Origin of the sequence: Cryobacterium sp. Y62 (assembly GCF_002929785.1) — a bacterium.
Lineage (GTDB): Bacteria > Actinomycetota > Actinomycetes > Actinomycetales > Microbacteriaceae > Cryobacterium.
Map to the genome: position 1 here is coordinate 38,677 of NZ_PJJK01000095.1, position 16,076 is coordinate 54,752.

A 16,076-nucleotide genomic window follows, 5' to 3' on the forward strand; every position below is an offset into this window, starting at 1 on the left:
GTGATTCGCCCGTCATGATCGGCCCGTCGTGAGGTCGTTGCTCGCGGTCGCGCCGGAGAATCCGCTCGATTTTTTGGTCGTGTTGCGAAACGCGCTCGCTGGCAGCGGGCCGGCCGTGCTGCCGCTGGCGACCGAGCGGGCTGCTGGAATGCCGGTCCTGGGCGACGTGCCGAAACGGGTCGCCGTGGTGATCGAGACCTCCGGGTCGACGGGGGTGCCAAAACGGGCCATGCTCGCCACCAATGCGTTGTTGGCCGGTGCCGCGGCGTCGGCGGTCGCCCTCGGTGGAGCGGGGCAATGGCTGCTGGCCCTGCCGGTGTACTACATCGCTGGGGTGCAGGTGCTGGTGCGCTCGATCGCTGCCGAAACCACCCCGCTCGTGCTGGCGCCGGGCCACTTCGATCCGCAGAACTTTCTTCGCCTGGCCGAGAGCCTGACCGAGCCGCTGCGCTATACCGCGCTGGTTCCGGTGCAGCTGGCCCGGCTGCTCGACGCTGCGGATGACCCGGCCCTGCTGGCCGTGCTGCGTCGTTTCACTGCGATTTTGGTCGGCGGGCAGGCCATCCGACCCGAGCTCATTGCGCGGGCGGCCGAACTGGATGTGCGGGTCGTGCGCACCTATGGATCGTCGGAGACCGCAGGTGGGTGCGTCTACAACGGGGTTCCGATCGGTGACACCCTTGTGCGCATCGTCGACGGGCAGCTCGAGCTGTCGGGCTCGGTGCTCGCCGAGGGCTACCTCGACGATGTTGCGCGCGCGGCTGACCGGTTTGTCGTGGAGCACGGGGTGCGCTGGTATCGCACCGGCGACCTCGGCTCGATCGACCCGGCGAGTGGCCGCGTCACGGTGCTCGGCCGGGCTGACAACGTGATCATCTCCGGCGGTGAGAAGGTGTCCCTCGACGCCGTCGAACGGATCGTACGGTCTTTTGGAGGCTTCGAGACGGCGGTTGTGCTCGGCGGCGATGATGCCCAATGGGGCCAGGTGCCGGTTCTGGTGGTCGCCGGGGCAGAAGGCGCAGCCGCGGATCTGGCTGGAGTCAGGGCTTCCGTTGTAGCGCTGCTGGGGCGTGCGGCCAGGCCCGCGCGCGTCGTGCGAGTGGAGCAGATTCTATTGCTGGCCTCGGGTAAGCCCGACCGGGTGGCGCTGGCCCGGCAGGCTTTCGCCGGTACGCCCGACCAGTAATATGGTGGCGTGGCACAAGGAGCTAGGCCGGTCAGGCCCAAACAACAAAGACTGAACCCTGCAGCGACGCTGGCCGGTGCCGCTTCCGGCGGCAAAACCAGCGGCAGATCCGGCCACCCCGCCTACAAGAACGGTCCGCCGCGCAAGGGACCGGCTGCGGTCAAACAAGCCACCGCCGCCGACTGGATCGCCGGTGCGCGCCTGCGCACCCTGCCGCTCGCCATCGCTCCTGTGCTTCTCGGCACCGGAGCCGCCATCGTCGCGGCTGGCCCCGGTATCTACCACCCGGTGCGCGCGCTGCTCGCCCTCGCGGCGGCCCTTCTGCTGCAGATCGGCGTCAACTACGCCAACGACTATTCCGATGGCATTCGCGGCACCGACGCTTTTCGGGTCGGTCCGGCCCGGCTCACCGGCGGCGGTGTCGCCGACCCCCGCACCGTGTTGCGCGTCGCGCTGGTCTTCTTCGGCCTCGCCGCTGTGGCCGGCCTGACCCTCGTCATTCTGACCCAGTACTGGTGGCTGCTACTCGTCGGCGTCGTCGCCCTTTTGGCGGCCTGGTTCTACACCGGCGGCAAGAAGCCCTATGGCTACCTCGGCCTCGGCGAATTGTTCGTGTTCGTCTTCTTCGGCCTCGTCGCCACCACCGGCACCACCTACGTGCAGGTCGGCGACTTTACGACCGAGAGCGTGCTCGGCGGTGTGGCCATCGGCCTGATCGCCTGTGCCGTGCTCATGGTCAACAACCTGCGTGACATCGTGCCCGACAAGGCCGCTGGCAAGCGCACCCTCGCGGTGCGCATCGGACGCACAGCCTCCCGGGTTGTCTTCTGCGTCTTCCTGCTGCTGCCGTTCGTGATCGCCGGATTGTTCAGCCTGGTTTATCCGCTCGGGATCTTCACGTTCTTCGTGCTGCTGCTGGCGCTGCCGGCCTGCCTCATCACGGTCACCGCGACGTCGGCCAAGGAACTCATACTTGCGCTCAAGCTGACCAGCCTCGCGGCGTTGGCCTATGGGCTGTTACTGGGACTTGCTTTCGCGTTTTGAGTTGGTGGTTTCTTCGGTATTCAGCGCCTCATCCTCGACCTCAGAATCCGGGTTCACCGGCTCCTTGTCGGGGTGCCGCGCCTTATACAGGTCACGCGCCACGCTCTCGCGGGACTTGCCGAGGAACAGGTAGGACAGGCACAGGCCGAGTATGGCAGCGATGACGGCTGCAACCCAGGGCCAGAAGCCGAAGGAAAGCAGGATCGCCAGCGGTACGGCAAACATCAGCACGCGCATCACGGAGTAGTACAGCCAAGGGGCCACGAATTTCATGAGCCAAGTTTAGAATGCCGCGCCTGAGCATCCGCACATGTCTCTCACGGCCAAGCGCCATACAATTAGCTCATGCCCAAGCTCTTGATCGGACTAGGACTGGCCCTGGTCATTCTCACGGTCTACTCCCTCGTAGACTGCGCCGTCTTCGACCGCAAACGCATTCGTGGTTTGCCGCGCTGGGTATGGATTTTCGTCATCGTACTGGTACCACTGATCGGCCCGCTGCTCTGGCTGCTGGTCGGCCACGGACGCTCCACTCCCACCACCCGGTCGTACCGATCGGTTGCTCCCGATGACGACCTCGATTTTCTGCGTGGCCTGAACGGCGGCGGCGTTGCCACAGCAACCGGCGAAAACCGACCATTCAACGAGAAAGACCAGCAGGAACGCATCCGGCGGATGGAGCAGGACCTCGCCGATCTCGACAAAAACGATCCGGCACCGGGCAAGGGTGCCGGCGTAGACCCGAAGAAGAAGGAACCGGGCGAGGGCGAGCAGCCTGGCCGTCGGGATGCCTGAGCGGGTCGTTGTTGTCAACCCACACCAGAAGAGCCCGGCTTCTGACTTCAGCATCGCCCTGCTGAACGAATTCGTCCTTCTCGGGCTGCGCGATCTCGTGCTCTGTCCCGGAGCGCGCTCGCAGGCGCTTGCGCTGGCCGCGGCCGAGCTGGAACGGGCCGGCGGCATCCGCTTGCATGTGCGCACCGATGAACGCAGCGCCGGCTTTCTCGCGCTTGGCCTCGCCTTGGAGACCGGTCGGCCTGCCCTCGTCGTCGTCACGTCGGGCACGGCCGTGGCTAATTTGCACCCGGCTGTGCTCGAAGCGCACCACGCCGGGGTGCCGATGATCCTGCTGACGGCCGATCGTCCGACCGAGCTGCGCGGCATCCGTTCGAACCAGACCACCGTGCAGCCCGGCATTTTCGGTGTCGCCACCCGACTGTGCCTCGACGTTCCGGCGCCGGTCGGCGAACCCGACGAGACCGGTATTGCCGCAGCGCTGGCCCGCCAAACGACGGATGCTGCCACCGGCGTATTCACCGCGGCCCCCGGCCCGGTGCAGGTGAATCTGGCGTTTCGGGAACCGTTGTCGGCCGCGCTTCCTGCTGGATTGCCGCCGGTGGCGCCGGTTGCTTCCGTTGCACCCGTCGCTTCGACCGGCGGACCGACCATGCTGCTCGCACCCGGACCCCGCACGATCGTCGTTGCCGGCGATGGCGCCGGCACGGAGGCCGAAGAACTCGCCCATGTCGGAGGCTGGCCGCTGTTGGCCGAAGTCTCCAGCGGGGCTCGGTTCGGCCCGAACCTGGTCGTGCATTATCGCGAGCTGCTCGGCGCCGTCGATCTGGGCGGCGAGGTCGAGCGCGTGATCGTGTTCGGCCACCCCACGCTCAGCCGTGAGATTCCTGCCCTTATCGAACGCCACGGTGTGGAGACCATCGTGATCGCCCCGACCGGACTCGAATGGTACAACCCCGGCCACGCCGTGCGTGCCTTCACCCGCTCGATTGGAGCGGATGCTTCGTGCGCTGCGGCCGCGCGTACGCCGGCCGGTCGCCAGTGGCTGGGCCGCTGGGTCATGACCAGCCGGGCCCTGACCGATGCGGCGGCCGATGAAGGCCGGGTACCAATCGACAGACGCGGTATCACCCGCGCTGAGCTGGCCGTGCTGCGGGCACCGCTGACCCGGGCGCTGCTCGTCGACGCCGTGTGGCGTGCATCGTGGCCGCACGACCGGCTCGTGCTCGGTGCCTCCCGGCTTATCAGAGAAGCAGACAAGCGCGTTCCCGGCAAAAAGATCACCGTGCTGGCCAACCGCGGGCTGGCCGGCATCGACGGCACCATTGCGACGGCCCTCGGAGTAGCCCTGGCCAGCCAGGCCGAACCGGAACCGCGCTCCGTCGGAGTGACGCGGGTACTGATGGGCGACCTGACGTTTCTGCACGACGTGGGTTCGCTGCTGCTCGCTCCCGGCGAACCGCGGCCGCGACTGCAGGTCATTGTCGGAGTCGATGGCGGCGGCAGCATCTTCGACGGCCTCGAGGTGGCCCGGACTGCGCCCGCTGAGGCGATGGAACGGGTGTTGTACACGCCGCGCAATGTCGACCTGCGTGCGCTCGCTGCCGCCTACGGCTGGGACTACGAGGCCGCAGCCACGCGGGCCGACCTGGAGCGTGCCCTGACCGCCGCTCCGACCGGTCCGGTCATCCTCGAGGTTCCGCTCGTTCGCTGAGACTGTGCCGCGAGGGCGAGGGGTCGCAAAGCGTTCTCTGGGCGCGTGTTTTAGGACAACTTGCGCCCCAGCGCCGCGCGAGTCGGGCGCGACGGCCGGCGAGGCTGTGGTCGAGCTACCCGAAGGCCTCGACGATGGGGCGAAACTTCATCTTCGTCTCGGCCAACTCGCGGTCGGGGTCGGAGTCCAGCACGATGCCGCACCCGGCATAGGCAGTGATGCCGCCCTCGGGGGCGACTTGGGCGCAGCGCAGGGCGATCGCCCACTCACCGTCGCCGTCGGCGCCAACCCAGCCGACCGGCCCGGCATAGCGGCCCCGGTCGAACGGCTCGAGCTCGCGAATGAGGCTCAGGGCTTCGAGAGTCGGCGTTCCGGCGACTGCGGCCGTCGGATGCAATGCCGCGATCAGATCGAGCGAGGTCGACCCGTCGCTCAGCGTGCCCTCGAGGTCGGTCGCGAGGTGCCACAGGTTCGGCAGCTTTACCGTGAACGGAATCTCACTCGTCGCGAGCACCGAGGTGTGCGGGCGCAAAGATTTGAGCACGCTCTGCACGGCAAACTCGTGTTCGTCGCCGTCCTTCGACGAAGTGGCCAGGGTGAGTGCCGCCTCGCGGTCGTCTTCGGCATCCGCTCCCCGCGAGATGGTGCCGGCCAGCACCCGGGCGTTGACGGAGCCGTGGTCAGCGCGAATGAGGGTTTCCGGGCTCGACCCGATGAGGCCGTCGACAGCGTAGGTCCAGCAATCCGGGTAGCCGAGCGCGAGCTTGCTGATAGCGCGGCGCAGGTCGGACTCGGCCGGTACTCGCCCGACCAGGTCGCGGGCGAGCACGACTTTGTTGACCTGTTGCGCGCGAATGCGTTCGATACCAAAGCTGACCGCGGTGCGAAAGCCTGCGGGGGGTAACGCTCCCGGGAGTAGCGCGATGCGATACTCGTCGCCGAGTGGATGCAGCGCGAGCGGGTTCGCGGAGGCGCTCTCGCCGGTCACGTGAATGCGCGTCACCCAGCACTGGCCGTCTTCGCGGCCGACGATGATCTCGGGCACGATCAGCACGCTGGTCTGCGCGGACGACTCATCGAAGGCGAACGCACCGAAGGCCAGCAGTCCGGTGCCGGTGCGGGCCAGCGGGTCGGTCACGGTGGCCAGGGCGACGACCTGTTTCCACGCCGCCGCAGCATCCGTCATGCGGGTGGGACCGGAGAATTCGAGCCGCAGCGCGCAACCGATGCCGGCCAAACCCTGGTTGCGACGCATCCAGAGCAGGGGCGTGCGGTCATCGAGCAACAGGATCAGTTGGCGGATATCGGCTATCGGGGAGGTTTCGACCGTCAAGGCCTGCACATTCACTTCTGTAGCCTACGCCCGCGTCACTGCGCCAATGCGACTCTGGGCCCCGGCAACCGTGCAGTTTCGGGAGCCTCCCGCAACCTAGAATGATGGGGTGAATAGAGCAGACCTGAACAAACGGCCCGCGCAGGTGGCTGCCATGTTCGACGAGGTGGCCGCCCACTATGACCGCACAAATGCGCTGCTGTCGGTCGGCAACGCGTCGCTCTGGCGCCTCGCCACCACCAAGGCCGTCAACCCGCAGGCCGGGGAGCGCATTCTCGACATCGCCGCCGGAACCGGAACCTCCAGCGCAGCCCTTGCGCACAGCGGCGCCCACGTCGTCGCCGCCGACTTCTCGGCTGGAATGATCGAGGTCGGCCAGGCTCGCCACGCGCACAACCCGAACATCGAATTCGTGCAGGCCGACGCCACCGCGCTTCCTTTTAAAGACAACGAATTCGACGCCGTCACCATCTCGTTCGGACTGCGCAACGTCGTCGAACCGAAGAAGGCTCTCGCCGAGTTCTACCGGGTAACCAAGCCCGGCGGTCGCGTCGTCATCTGCGAGTTCTCAACTCCGCCGCTCACGCTCGTGCGCCAAAGCTATTTCGCCTATCTCAACTACGTGATGCCGCGGGTCGTGCGGCTTGCCTCGTCGAACGCCGAGGCCTACGACTACCTGGGGGAGTCCATCGCGGCTTGGCCGACCCAGCCGGTATTAAGCGGATGGCTGCGCTCGGCCGGTTACTCCAGCGTCGCCTACCGCAATCTCACGCTGGGCATCGTGGCGCTGCACCGTGGAACCAAATCCTGATCAACTCGATAGGCTGACTTACGTGAAATCCAGAGCCCCCGTGATCCGACGAAGCGCGTCGGTGATTAGCCAGGCGGGCCTCGGCGATCGTATTTTCTCGACTGCGGCCGATCGTGGCTTGGCTGCGAACATCGATTCCGGCATCGAGCGGATCGAAGCCGCGCTCCTCGACGAGCTCGTTTACGCCAACGAAATTGCCACCGTCACCAGTCGCTACCTGCTCAATGCGGGTGGTAAGCGGGTGCGTCCCATGCTCGCCCTGCTCACCGCGCACCTCGGCGATGGCGTCGTTCCCGACGTGGTCACCGCGGCGACGGCCATCGAGCTGACCCACCTCGCCTCGCTTTATCACGACGATGTGATGGACGACGCCGACAAACGCCGCGGGGTGCCGAGTGCCCAAACGGTGTGGGGCAACTCCATCGCGATCCTCACCGGCGACCTGCTGTTCGCCCGCGCCAGCCAGTTGATGGCCCGGCTCGGCGAACGTGCCATCAAACTGCAGGCGATCACCTTTGAGCGCCTCGTGATGGGCCAATTTCAGGAGACGGTCGGCCCGCGCGCCGGCGATGATCCGGTCGAACACTACATTCAGGTGCTCGCCGGCAAAACCGGCTCGCTCATCGCCGCCGCAGCCCAGGGTGGGGTGGTGTTCTCCAACGCTCCGGCCGAGTTCGAGCAGCCCGTCGTCGACTTCGGCGAGAAGATCGGCGTGGCCTTTCAGCTCATCGACGATGTGCTCGACCTGTCACCGCAACCCGAGGAGACCGGCAAGGTGCCGGGGACGGACCTCCGGGCGGGAGTGGTGACGTTGCCACTGCTTCGATTACGGGAACGCGCCGCGAGCGATGGGGCATCCGCTGATCTGCTGGAGCGGCTCGAACGCGACGTGATGAGTGGCGTCGCCGAGCCGACCGAAGCTGCCGATGCAGCGATCACGGCGCTGCGTGAGCACGCCGTCACCGCTGAAACCCTCGCCGAGGCGCACGGCTGGGCCCGCGACGCGGTCGCCGCCCTCGCCCCGCTACCGAAGGGCTCGGTCAAGAAAGCCCTCACCCGATTCGCCGAGACCATCGTCGAACGTTCCAGCTAGAGCGTGTTGGGGCTTGCCCCGACTGCTCGCGCAGTAAGGAAGTTTCCGTGACCAAATTGAGACTGGCCATCGTCGGAGCAGGCCCGGCCGGCATCTACGCCGCCGACATTCTGCTCAAGGCTGAGCGCAACTTTGAGGTCTCGATCGACCTGTTCGACCACCTTCCCGCGCCGTACGGGCTGGTACGCTACGGCGTGGCGCCAGATCACCCGCGCATCAAGGGCATCATCACCGCCCTGCGCGGGGTGCTCGACAGCGGCGATATTCGAGTGTTCGGGAACGTGCGGTTCGGCGTCGATGTCACCCTCAACGACCTCAAAAAGCACTACAACGCGGTCATCTTCGCGACCGGCGCCGTGCAGGACGCTGACCTGAACATTCCGGGCGCGTCGCTCGCGGGGTCGTACGGCGCCGCCGACTTCGTCAGCTGGTTCGACGGTCACCCCGACGTGCCGCGCACCTGGCCGCTCACAGCAAGCGAGATTGCCGTGATCGGCAACGGTAACGTGGCCCTCGACGTGTCCCGCATGCTGATCAAGCACGCCGAGGACCTGCTTCCGACCGAGATTCCCGGAAACGTGTACGACGGGTTGAAGGCGTCACCGGTGACCGACGTGCACGTGTTTGGCCGCCGCGGGCCGACATCCGTTAAATTCACGCCGCTTGAGCTGCGCGAGATCGGCGAGCTGAACGACGTTGACATGATCGTCTACGATGAGGACTTCGACTACGACGAGGCCGCCAAGGATGCCGTCGTGAGCAACAAGCAGGTTTTCGTGATCGACAAGACGCTGAACGCGTGGCGCGCCCGCGAAACCGGCACGGCCAGCCGCCGCCTGCACCTGCACTTCTTCGCCAAGCCAGTCGAGGTCGTCGACGACGGCACCGGCCGGGTCGGCGCGTTTCGCTGGGAACGCACCACAACGGATGCCGCCGGTGGCGTCGTCGGCACCGGTGAGATGCGCGAGATCCCGGTTCAGGCCGTGTACCGGGCGGTCGGCTACTTCGGGTCGGAGCTGGCCGACGTGCCGTTCGACAAGAAGCGCGGCGTGATTCCCAACCGCGAGGGCCAGGTGCTGCGGCGCGACCCCTCAGCTGGGACCGGCGGACTGTTCAACCAGCAGATGTACGGCGTCTACGTGACCGGCTGGATCAAGCGTGGGCCGGTCGGCTTGATCGGCCACACCAAGAGCGACGCGATGGAAACCATCAAGCACGTGATCAACGACCTGGGAAACTGGTGGCGGCCCGAGTCGCCGTCGGAGGAGAGCATCGTGGCGCTGCTCGACGCGCGCGGCGTGCGCTACACCGGACTCGACGGATGGCACAACCTGGACCAGCACGAGCTCGCGCTCGGTGAGGCGGCTGGCCGCACCCGCATCAAGGTCGTCGATCGCGACGAAATGGTCGCGGTCTCCCGCGCGGAGTAGCCCGCTCTTTTTCGACCGGGACCGGGCCCGGAAACGGGGCCCATAACCCGTCAGGGGCCCGCCTCCGTAAGGTGAGCCGGGAGGGCCGCGCGCCGGCTAGCGGAAGTTGGTGAACTGCAGGGCCACGTCGAGGTCCTTGCCCTTGAGCAGTGCCATGACCGCCTGTAGGTCGTCGCGGCTCTTCGAGCTGACCCGCAGTTCATCGCCCTGAATCTGGCTTTTGACGCCCTTGGGCCCCTCATCGCGAATGATCTTGCTGATCTTCTTCGCGTTCTCCTGGTCGATCCCGGCCTTCATCGACGTCTCGATGCGGTACTCCTTGCCGGAGGCGAACGGCTCGCCGGCATCGAGACTGCGCAGAGAGATGCCGCGCTTGATCAGCTTGGACTCGAACACCTCGAGGATCGCCTTGACGCGCTCCTCGGTGTTCGCCTTCATGAGCACCTTCTCGCCGCTCATCGCGATCGAGGCCCCCACGTTCTTGAAGTCGTAGCGCTGGGCGACTTCTTTGTGGGCCTGGTTGAGGGCGTTGTCGACCTCCATCGGGTCGACCTTGCTGACGATGTCGAACGTTGAATCTGCCATTCCCCCATGGTATCCGACCCGCGAGAGCGCAAAGAGTGTCCGATTGAGCACTCCAAACGCGCTCTCGTGTGACTCATAGGCGATTCATAGGCCACGGATGCCTCGGGCATAGACAGCGTCCTTAGGTTCGTTGTAGCGGCACAGGCAACAACGTGCCAAAGGTGAATATCTGAGGAGAACAATGAAGCTGCGCACACGCATCCGTCAAATCAAGGCCCGGTGGTGGGTGCTGAGCGGTGCCGTCGGAACGGTGGGCGCGGTCAGCTCCGAGCTGACCGAAATCACGTCGGGAGTCACTGCCGGTGACACAGTGATTCTGGCCGATCTGAATGCAGCCATCGCCAGTTCCGAGCCTGAGACCGAGAGCGGGCTCGCGGGCCTTGGCGGCGACACGTCGACCGAACCGGGCGCCCCGCCGGCAAGCATGGGCGGTCCGCCCGCCGGGTAGCCGATGCGCCTTTATCGAGAAGCTGATTTCTCGGTGAGGCGTTTCATCTTGTATTGTTAATCCCGCGTCTCCGGTCAAGTGATTACACCTGGTCGGGAGCGCCTGGCGAGTTACCCAAGCGGCCAAAGGGATCTGACTGTAAATCAGACGGCGTAGCCTTCGTGAGTTCGAACCTCGCACTCGCCACCAGTAGTGCAGCGTGATCAGGCAGGCCTTCGGGCCTGCCTGATCTGGTTAAGACGGCTACCTGTAGCGTTGGGGCATGACGCATCCTGCCCCCACCGAGCTGCTTGATCTCGCGCGCACCGTGGCGCTCACAGCGGGTGCGCTTGCCAAGCACCGCCGCGTCGAGGGGGTCGAGATCGCCGCCTCCAAATCATCGCCGGAGGACATCGTCACCGCGGCCGACCGTGAGGTCGAGCGGCACATTCGTGAATTGCTGGCCGATGCCCGGCCGAACGACGGGTTTTACGGTGAAGAATCCGACGCGACGGGCGGTACGAGCGGGCTCACCTGGGTGGTCGACCCCATCGACGGCACCGTCAACTACCTCTACGACATTCCTTTTTACGCCGTCAGTATCGCCGTGGTGCAGGGCGATCCCGATCCGGTGAGCTGGAACACCCTCGCCGGCGCGGTCGTCAACCCGGCCCTCGGCGAGGTGTTCACGGCATCCGAAGGGTCGGGCGCGTGGCTCGGTGACCAGCGCCTGCATGTGAATCAGGATGTTCCGCTGTCGCTCGCCCTGGCCGGCACGGGCTTTGGCTATAAGGCGGCGCGGCGGGTGTGGCAGGCGAACGTCGTTGGCGGTCTCATCGGCCAGGTACGGGACATCCGTCGCATCGGGTCGGCCGCACTCGACCTGTGTTCGGTCGCTTGCGGGCGACTCGACCTTTATTTTGAACGCGGACTCAACCCCTGGGATCACGCCGCCGGTGCCCTGATCGCCCGCGAAGCTGGTGCCCGGGTCGGTGCTCTGCAAGCGGATGCTGAGGGTCGCGACCTGCTGATCGCCGCAGCTCCCAGCCTCTACAGTCAGTTCGAACCCGTGCTCGTCGAGCTGTTTGAACGTTTTCCGGCTCCGGCGTAGGAAGCCTGACACTTTACCCACTTGCCCAAATTGGGGTGTGATCCGCCGCGTACCTCTGCTATTCTCAGGACTGCGCGCTATCCTTAATCAATTCGTTATATTGGCCAGTCGTTGTTTGGCGTTGTCCAGTACGAGCATCAGTTCCCGTCCGCCTCGCCGAAAGCTGCACTTTGTCACGTCACACTCCATCCCTGGACACTTCCGTGTCCGGCGAGAGTGACGACGCTGTATTTCCCCCCGTGGAACGTGCGGCCCTGACCCGGCGTCAGTTGCGCGAGCGCGAGCGGGTGGCATTCGCCGCCACAGCGCCGGTCGACGAGGACGTCGCCGAAGTAGTGAGGCTCAGCCCCGCCGCTGATTTGATCGTCGCTGCGGACCTGACCGAACCCGACCTCGAGACCGCCGTTGTCACCGAGACCGATGGCATCGTCGCGGTCGCCGATGCCGAGCTCACCGACTACGAAAAGTTGTTGGTTCTCAGCGTCACCCAGTCAATTCCGACCGTGATTCCCGCTGCCGACGCCCGGCCTCGCCGCCGCCAGCGCACCGAGCAGACGGTGGGGGAGGCCTTCGCGCCAGCCCGCGATTTCGTTCCGGCCGGCACGCTGTCGCGGCGCCTGACCCCGTCGCGTCCGCTCGGCGGCAGCATGCGCAAGCGCGCAGCCAAGGGGGCTTCGATCCTCGCGATGTCCTTCGTCGCCCTGATGGCCATCGCCACGTCCCTTCCGGCCGAGGCGCTGCTCTCGGCGCAGGACGTGCAGGCCTCCGCTCTGCAAGCCCAGCGCGTTCCGCCAGTCGAAGACATTCAGAGCATGGACCTGGCCGACGGCGATACTCTCACCGTCGAACGTGACGGGTACGAGTCAAGCTCGATCGCCGAGGTGGCCGCGGCCAGCGGCATCCGTTTGGAAGATACCTTCACCAATAATCCCAACGGAACCATTCAGTGGCCGTTTGCCGTCGGCGTGCACATCGGCGATCAGATTGGCCCGCGCAACTGCGCCGGTTGCTCGTCCAACCACGGCGGCCAAGACTTCAACCCGGGCGTCGGCGCACCGATCCAATCCATCGCCGACGGCGTGGTCAGCTACGCCGAAGACGGCGAAGCCAGCCTCGGCGTGCACATGATGATCGACCACATGATCAACGGCGAGCTCGTCACGAGTGTCTACGCGCACATGATTCACGGATCGATGCTGTTCAAGGAGGGCGACCTGGTCAAGGTCGGCCAGGTCATCGGCAAGACCGGCAGCACCGGAATGTCGACCGGCCCGCACCTGCACTTTGAAATTCGTCAGGGCGGCATTACGGGCATCAAGATCGACCCGCTTGCTTGGCTCTACGCCAATACGAACTAGCTCGCGTCACCAGGTAGACCGCGGGCGCGCGCTGAATGTGGAACCCGCAGAAAGACGCGGAACTTTTTCTGATCACCCGCGAATTGCAGAAGCTATGCGCGTTGACCGGCGAACTAGCTATTCCCGCTCGGTGCGCCCACGCATGAAGGACTCGAGCAAGCCCTCCGGCAGCGGAAACGGTGGCAGGCCGTCGAAGCTGAACAGGCCGACATCATCGGTAGCGGTCCCCCGCGCCACGACCTGGTCGTGCAGCAGCTCCATCTTGACGTCGAGGCGATTGGCGGCATCCGCGGCCTGTCGCAGATCCTCGACGAGCGTATCGGGCACGGCGCCGTTGTACTTGTAGAAGATCTTGTGCTCGAGGCTCGCCCAAAAATCCATCGCGATCGTACGAATCTGAATTTCTACGGTGACCGGCTGTACGCGGTCCGACATGAACACCGGAATCGCCACGATCAGGTGCAGACTCTGGTACCCGTTCGCCTTCGGGTGCCGAATGTAGTCCTTCTCCTGCAGCACCGTGATGTCCCGTTGCCCGGCGAGCAGGTCGCGAATGCGATAGGTGTCGGAGATGAAGCTGCAGGTGATGCGAATGCCCGCGATGTCCTGAATATTGTCCCGAATGCCGTCGAGTTCGAGCGGGTGCCCCTTGCGGATGGCTTTCTTGAGAATGCCCTCCGGTGATTTGAGGCGCGAACTGACGTGCTCGATCGGGCTATAATCGTGAATCGAACTGAATTCCTCTTTCAAAATGTTGATCTTGGTCAGCATTTCGTCGGTCGCGAACTTGTACGACATCATGAATCGGGTCAGTTCGAGCTTGAGCTCGCGCATGGCGGCGATGGTCGTCAGCGCGGTGCTTTCGGTATCGTCCGGCTGGTCCAGCGCGTCGGTCATGCTGTTACGGCACGCAACCAGGCGGTCGCGTCGCCGGGCAGGGTGCGGCCGACGAGGTCTTCGCTCGCGAGTAGCACGTCGCCAGCGGGCAGCTGAACGGATACCGCGCCCGTGTTCGCCACGATCGTCACGTCGCCATTGCGGTAGGCCATGACGTCGGAGCCGAGGCTCTCGAGCCATTCGACCGTTCCGGAGGCGAGGGAGTGCTCACGGCGCAGGCTCAGCGCGAGCTTGTACAGCTCGAGAGTCGATCCAGCCACGCCATTCTGCTGGTCGCGGGCCAGCCCGGCCCACGCGATTGGTTGGGGCAGCCAGCTCTGGGCGCCGGTGCTGAAGCCGAACGACGCGCTCGCAGCCTCCCACGGAATCGGCACGCGGCATCCGTCTCGCCCGTACCGCTCACCGTTCGTACGGAACCAGGTAGGGTCTTCGCGGGCGTAGTCGGGCAGGTCGACGGCCTCGGGCAGCCCGAGTTCCTCACCCTGGTAGAGGTAGCTCGAGCCCGGCAGGCTCAGCATCAAGGCGGATGCCGCCCGAGCGCGTCGCAGCCCGACTGCAGTGTTCGGTAGCCCAACGGTCTTCGGCCCAATGCCGTGCCCCTGCAGGTTCTCGCCGGTGAGGGCGAGCCGGGAGGCATGGCGCACCACATCGTGGTTGGAGAGCACCCAGGTGCTCGGTGCGCCGACGTTGCCAAAGGCTTCGATCGACTCGTCGATGACGCTCTTGAGCTTTGCTGCGTTCCAGGGGGTCTCCAGATACGCGAAGTTGAAGGCTTGGTGCATCTCGTCTGGGCGCACCCACTTGGCCATCTTGCTCAGCGGGTCGACCCAGGCTTCGGCCGCGAGCACGCGGTCGCCGGGGTACTCGGCGAGCACCTTGTGCCAGTCGCGGTAGATTTCGTGCACGCCGTCCTGCGCCCAATAGGGCGCGGTTACGGGCGATTCGGCGCTGATGCCGGGCTCGAGGGTGGCCGGGGCGCCGCCCATGCTACCGCCCTCGGCGGGTGGCGTGTAATCGGGGAGGCCGGGAGCCTTGATCATGCCGTGCGCGACATCCACTCGAAAACCGTCGACGCCGCGGTCGAGCCAGAAGCGCAGCACCGCTCGAAATTGTTCGCGCACCCACTCGCTGTCCCAGTCGAAGTCGGGCTGGCTGGTATCGAACAGGTGCAGGTACCACTGGCCGGGGGTGCCGTCGGGGTCGGTCGTGCGGGTCCAGGCGGGGCCGCCGAAGACGGACTCCCAGTTGTTCGGCGGCAGTTCGCCAACCTTGCCCTTGCCATCGCGAAAGGTGTAGCGGGCGCGCTCTTCGCTGCCCGGGCCGGCGGCGAGGGCGGCTTGAAACCAGCCGTGGTCGCTTGAGGAGTGGTTCGGCACGATGTCGACGATGACGCGAATGCCGAGATCGTGGGCCGTGCGCTGCAGCACCTCGAAGTCGTCGAGGGTGCCGAACAACGGGTCGACGTCGCAGTAGTCGGAGACGTCGTATCCAGCGTCGCGCTGCGGCGACGTATAGAAGGGAGAGAGCCAAATAGCGTCGATGCCGAGGTCTTTGAGCTGCGGCAGTCGCGAGCTGATGCCGGCGAGGTCACCCATGCCGTCACCGTTTGCGTCGGCGAAAGACCGCGGGTAAATCTGATAAATAACGGCCGTGCGCCACCACTCGGCGCCGGAAATCAGTTTGGTACCAGTCATATTTAAATGCTACGGCATCTGCAGTGGATGCCCGGTGCTGGCTAAGTGGTCTCGATCGCCCTGCTGGGGTGATAAAGTTCCTAGGTTGCCAAAAACGTGGCAGTGTTACTGTTTTTTGGTTGCTCTGCCCCCTTAGCTCATTGGTAGAGCACTTCCTTGGTAAGGAAGAGGTAGTGGGTCCGATTCCCACAGGGGGCTCAGGCTTGGAAGCGAACAGCCGACAAGTCGCGGCGGGGTAGCTCAGTTGGTTAGAGCACACGGCTCATAATCGTGGTGTCGCGGGTTCAATTCCCGCTCCCGCTACAAAAACCCCGGATTTCTGCGGAAGTCCGGGGTATTTTTTCGCCGATTTTGGGCCAACCCCGCATAAACCCCGCAGATTGAAATCGCATGAACTCGGCATCTCATCGTTTCCAGGGCCTTCTTTTCACTCGTTTTCTCGTCCCGCCAAGGGTCCATCGAGAGGTGAAAAATAGTGCGCGCAGATGTCCCGAATGCTCACTTTTTCGACCCCGCGGGAACCCTACGTGCCAGGGTTGGGTGAGGCCAGTAGCTAACAGCAAGTCCGCCGTGTGACGTAGGGCGAGAATCAGGAATC

General features: G+C 65.3%; 15 protein-coding genes and 3 tRNA genes. 13 read left to right on the forward strand and 5 right to left on the reverse strand.

Annotation, left to right across the window (positions count from 1 at the left end):
* Positions 1-28 precede the first annotated feature (28 nt).
* Both CXY71_RS06525 and CXY71_RS06530 read left to right on the forward strand, forming a co-directional pair.
* Complete coding sequence (locus CXY71_RS06525; RefSeq protein ID WP_233198147.1) at positions 29-1,186, forward strand: AMP-binding protein; 1,158 nt, start codon at positions 29-31, stop codon at positions 1,184-1,186.
* Between the two features lie 186 nt (positions 1,187-1,372).
* Positions 1,373-2,230, forward strand: coding sequence for a 1,4-dihydroxy-2-naphthoate polyprenyltransferase (locus CXY71_RS06530; RefSeq protein ID WP_233204532.1), 858 nt, complete (start codon positions 1,373-1,375; stop codon positions 2,228-2,230).
* On the opposite strand, the gene CXY71_RS06535 is transcribed toward CXY71_RS06530, so the two are convergent.
* A complete protein-coding gene (locus CXY71_RS06535) occupies positions 2,204-2,503 on the reverse strand; it encodes a DUF4229 domain-containing protein (RefSeq protein ID WP_104134850.1) in 300 nt (99 codons plus the stop codon). The two genes, CXY71_RS06530 and CXY71_RS06535, sit on opposite strands and share 27 nt — an antisense overlap.
* 72 nt (positions 2,504-2,575) lie before the next feature.
* Here CXY71_RS06535 and CXY71_RS06540 point away from each other — a divergent pair, with 72 nt between their 5' ends.
* Together CXY71_RS06540 and menD are read left to right on the forward strand one after the other, a co-directional pair.
* A complete protein-coding gene (locus tag CXY71_RS06540; protein WP_104134851.1) occupies positions 2,576-3,025 on the forward strand; it encodes a PLD nuclease N-terminal domain-containing protein in 450 nt (149 codons plus the stop codon).
* On the forward strand, positions 3,018-4,739 hold the full coding sequence (gene menD / locus CXY71_RS06545) for a 2-succinyl-5-enolpyruvyl-6-hydroxy-3-cyclohexene-1-carboxylic-acid synthase (RefSeq protein ID WP_104134852.1): 1,722 nt from the start codon (positions 3,018-3,020) through the stop codon (positions 4,737-4,739). Before CXY71_RS06540 ends, menD begins: the two co-directional genes overlap by 8 nt.
* Positions 4,740-4,854: 115 nt before the next feature.
* Here the strand turns inward: menD and CXY71_RS06550 are convergent, their stop codons facing one another.
* Positions 4,855-6,087: an isochorismate synthase MenF gene (locus CXY71_RS06550; protein ID WP_233198148.1), complete on the reverse strand. Its 1,233-nt coding sequence runs from the start codon at positions 6,085-6,087 to the stop codon at positions 4,855-4,857.
* Between the two features lie 94 nt (positions 6,088-6,181).
* On the opposite strand from CXY71_RS06550, the gene ubiE reads away from it, so the two are divergent.
* From ubiE to CXY71_RS06565, 3 genes are read left to right on the forward strand one after another with little or no spacing between them, the layout of a single operon-like run.
* Positions 6,182-6,883, forward strand: a complete 702-nt coding sequence (gene ubiE / locus CXY71_RS06555) for a bifunctional demethylmenaquinone methyltransferase/2-methoxy-6-polyprenyl-1,4-benzoquinol methylase UbiE (RefSeq protein ID WP_104134853.1) — start codon at positions 6,182-6,184, stop codon at positions 6,881-6,883.
* Positions 6,884-6,905: 22 nt separating this feature from the next.
* On the forward strand, positions 6,906-7,976 hold the full coding sequence (locus tag CXY71_RS06560) for a polyprenyl synthetase family protein (RefSeq protein ID WP_233198149.1): 1,071 nt from the start codon (positions 6,906-6,908) through the stop codon (positions 7,974-7,976).
* 47 nt (positions 7,977-8,023) lie between these two features.
* Entirely contained in the window at positions 8,024-9,406 is a 1,383-nt protein-coding gene (locus CXY71_RS06565; protein WP_104134854.1) for an FAD-dependent oxidoreductase, read from the forward strand.
* A gap of 96 nt (positions 9,407-9,502) precedes the next feature.
* Here CXY71_RS06565 and CXY71_RS06570 read toward each other — a convergent pair whose 3' ends face one another.
* Complete coding sequence (locus CXY71_RS06570) at positions 9,503-9,991, reverse strand: YajQ family cyclic di-GMP-binding protein (protein WP_092448417.1); 489 nt, start codon at positions 9,989-9,991, stop codon at positions 9,503-9,505.
* Positions 9,992-10,172: 181 nt separating this feature from the next.
* On the opposite strand from CXY71_RS06570, the gene CXY71_RS06575 reads away from it, so the two are divergent.
* The 4 genes from CXY71_RS06575 (at position 10,173) to CXY71_RS06590 (ending at position 12,887) form a co-directional block, all read left to right on the forward strand.
* Entirely contained in the window at positions 10,173-10,439 is a 267-nt protein-coding gene (locus CXY71_RS06575) for a hypothetical protein (RefSeq protein WP_104134855.1), read from the forward strand.
* Between the two features lie 104 nt (positions 10,440-10,543).
* Positions 10,544-10,628: transfer RNA gene (locus tag CXY71_RS06580), tRNA-Tyr, on the forward strand.
* Between the two features lie 73 nt (positions 10,629-10,701).
* Positions 10,702-11,529: an inositol monophosphatase family protein gene (locus tag CXY71_RS06585; protein WP_104134856.1), complete on the forward strand. Its 828-nt coding sequence runs from the start codon at positions 10,702-10,704 to the stop codon at positions 11,527-11,529.
* Positions 11,530-11,732: 203 nt separating this feature from the next.
* Complete coding sequence (locus tag CXY71_RS06590) at positions 11,733-12,887, forward strand: M23 family metallopeptidase (protein ID WP_104134857.1); 1,155 nt, start codon at positions 11,733-11,735, stop codon at positions 12,885-12,887.
* A 117-nt stretch (positions 12,888-13,004) separates the two neighbouring features.
* On the opposite strand, the gene CXY71_RS06595 is transcribed toward CXY71_RS06590, so the two are convergent.
* Together CXY71_RS06595 and CXY71_RS06600 are read right to left on the reverse strand one after the other, a co-directional pair.
* A complete protein-coding gene (locus CXY71_RS06595) occupies positions 13,005-13,784 on the reverse strand; it encodes a GTP pyrophosphokinase family protein (RefSeq protein WP_199184230.1) in 780 nt (259 codons plus the stop codon).
* Positions 13,781-15,478: a glycoside hydrolase family 13 protein gene (locus tag CXY71_RS06600; RefSeq protein WP_104134858.1), complete on the reverse strand. Its 1,698-nt coding sequence runs from the start codon at positions 15,476-15,478 to the stop codon at positions 13,781-13,783. Before CXY71_RS06600 ends, CXY71_RS06595 begins: the two co-directional genes overlap by 4 nt.
* Positions 15,479-15,604: 126 nt before the next feature.
* Here CXY71_RS06600 and CXY71_RS06605 point away from each other — a divergent pair.
* Positions 15,605-15,676: transfer RNA gene (locus CXY71_RS06605), tRNA-Thr, on the forward strand.
* Positions 15,677-15,707: 31 nt separating this feature from the next.
* Positions 15,708-15,781, forward strand: a tRNA-Met gene (locus tag CXY71_RS06610).
* Positions 15,782-16,076 lie beyond the last annotated feature (295 nt).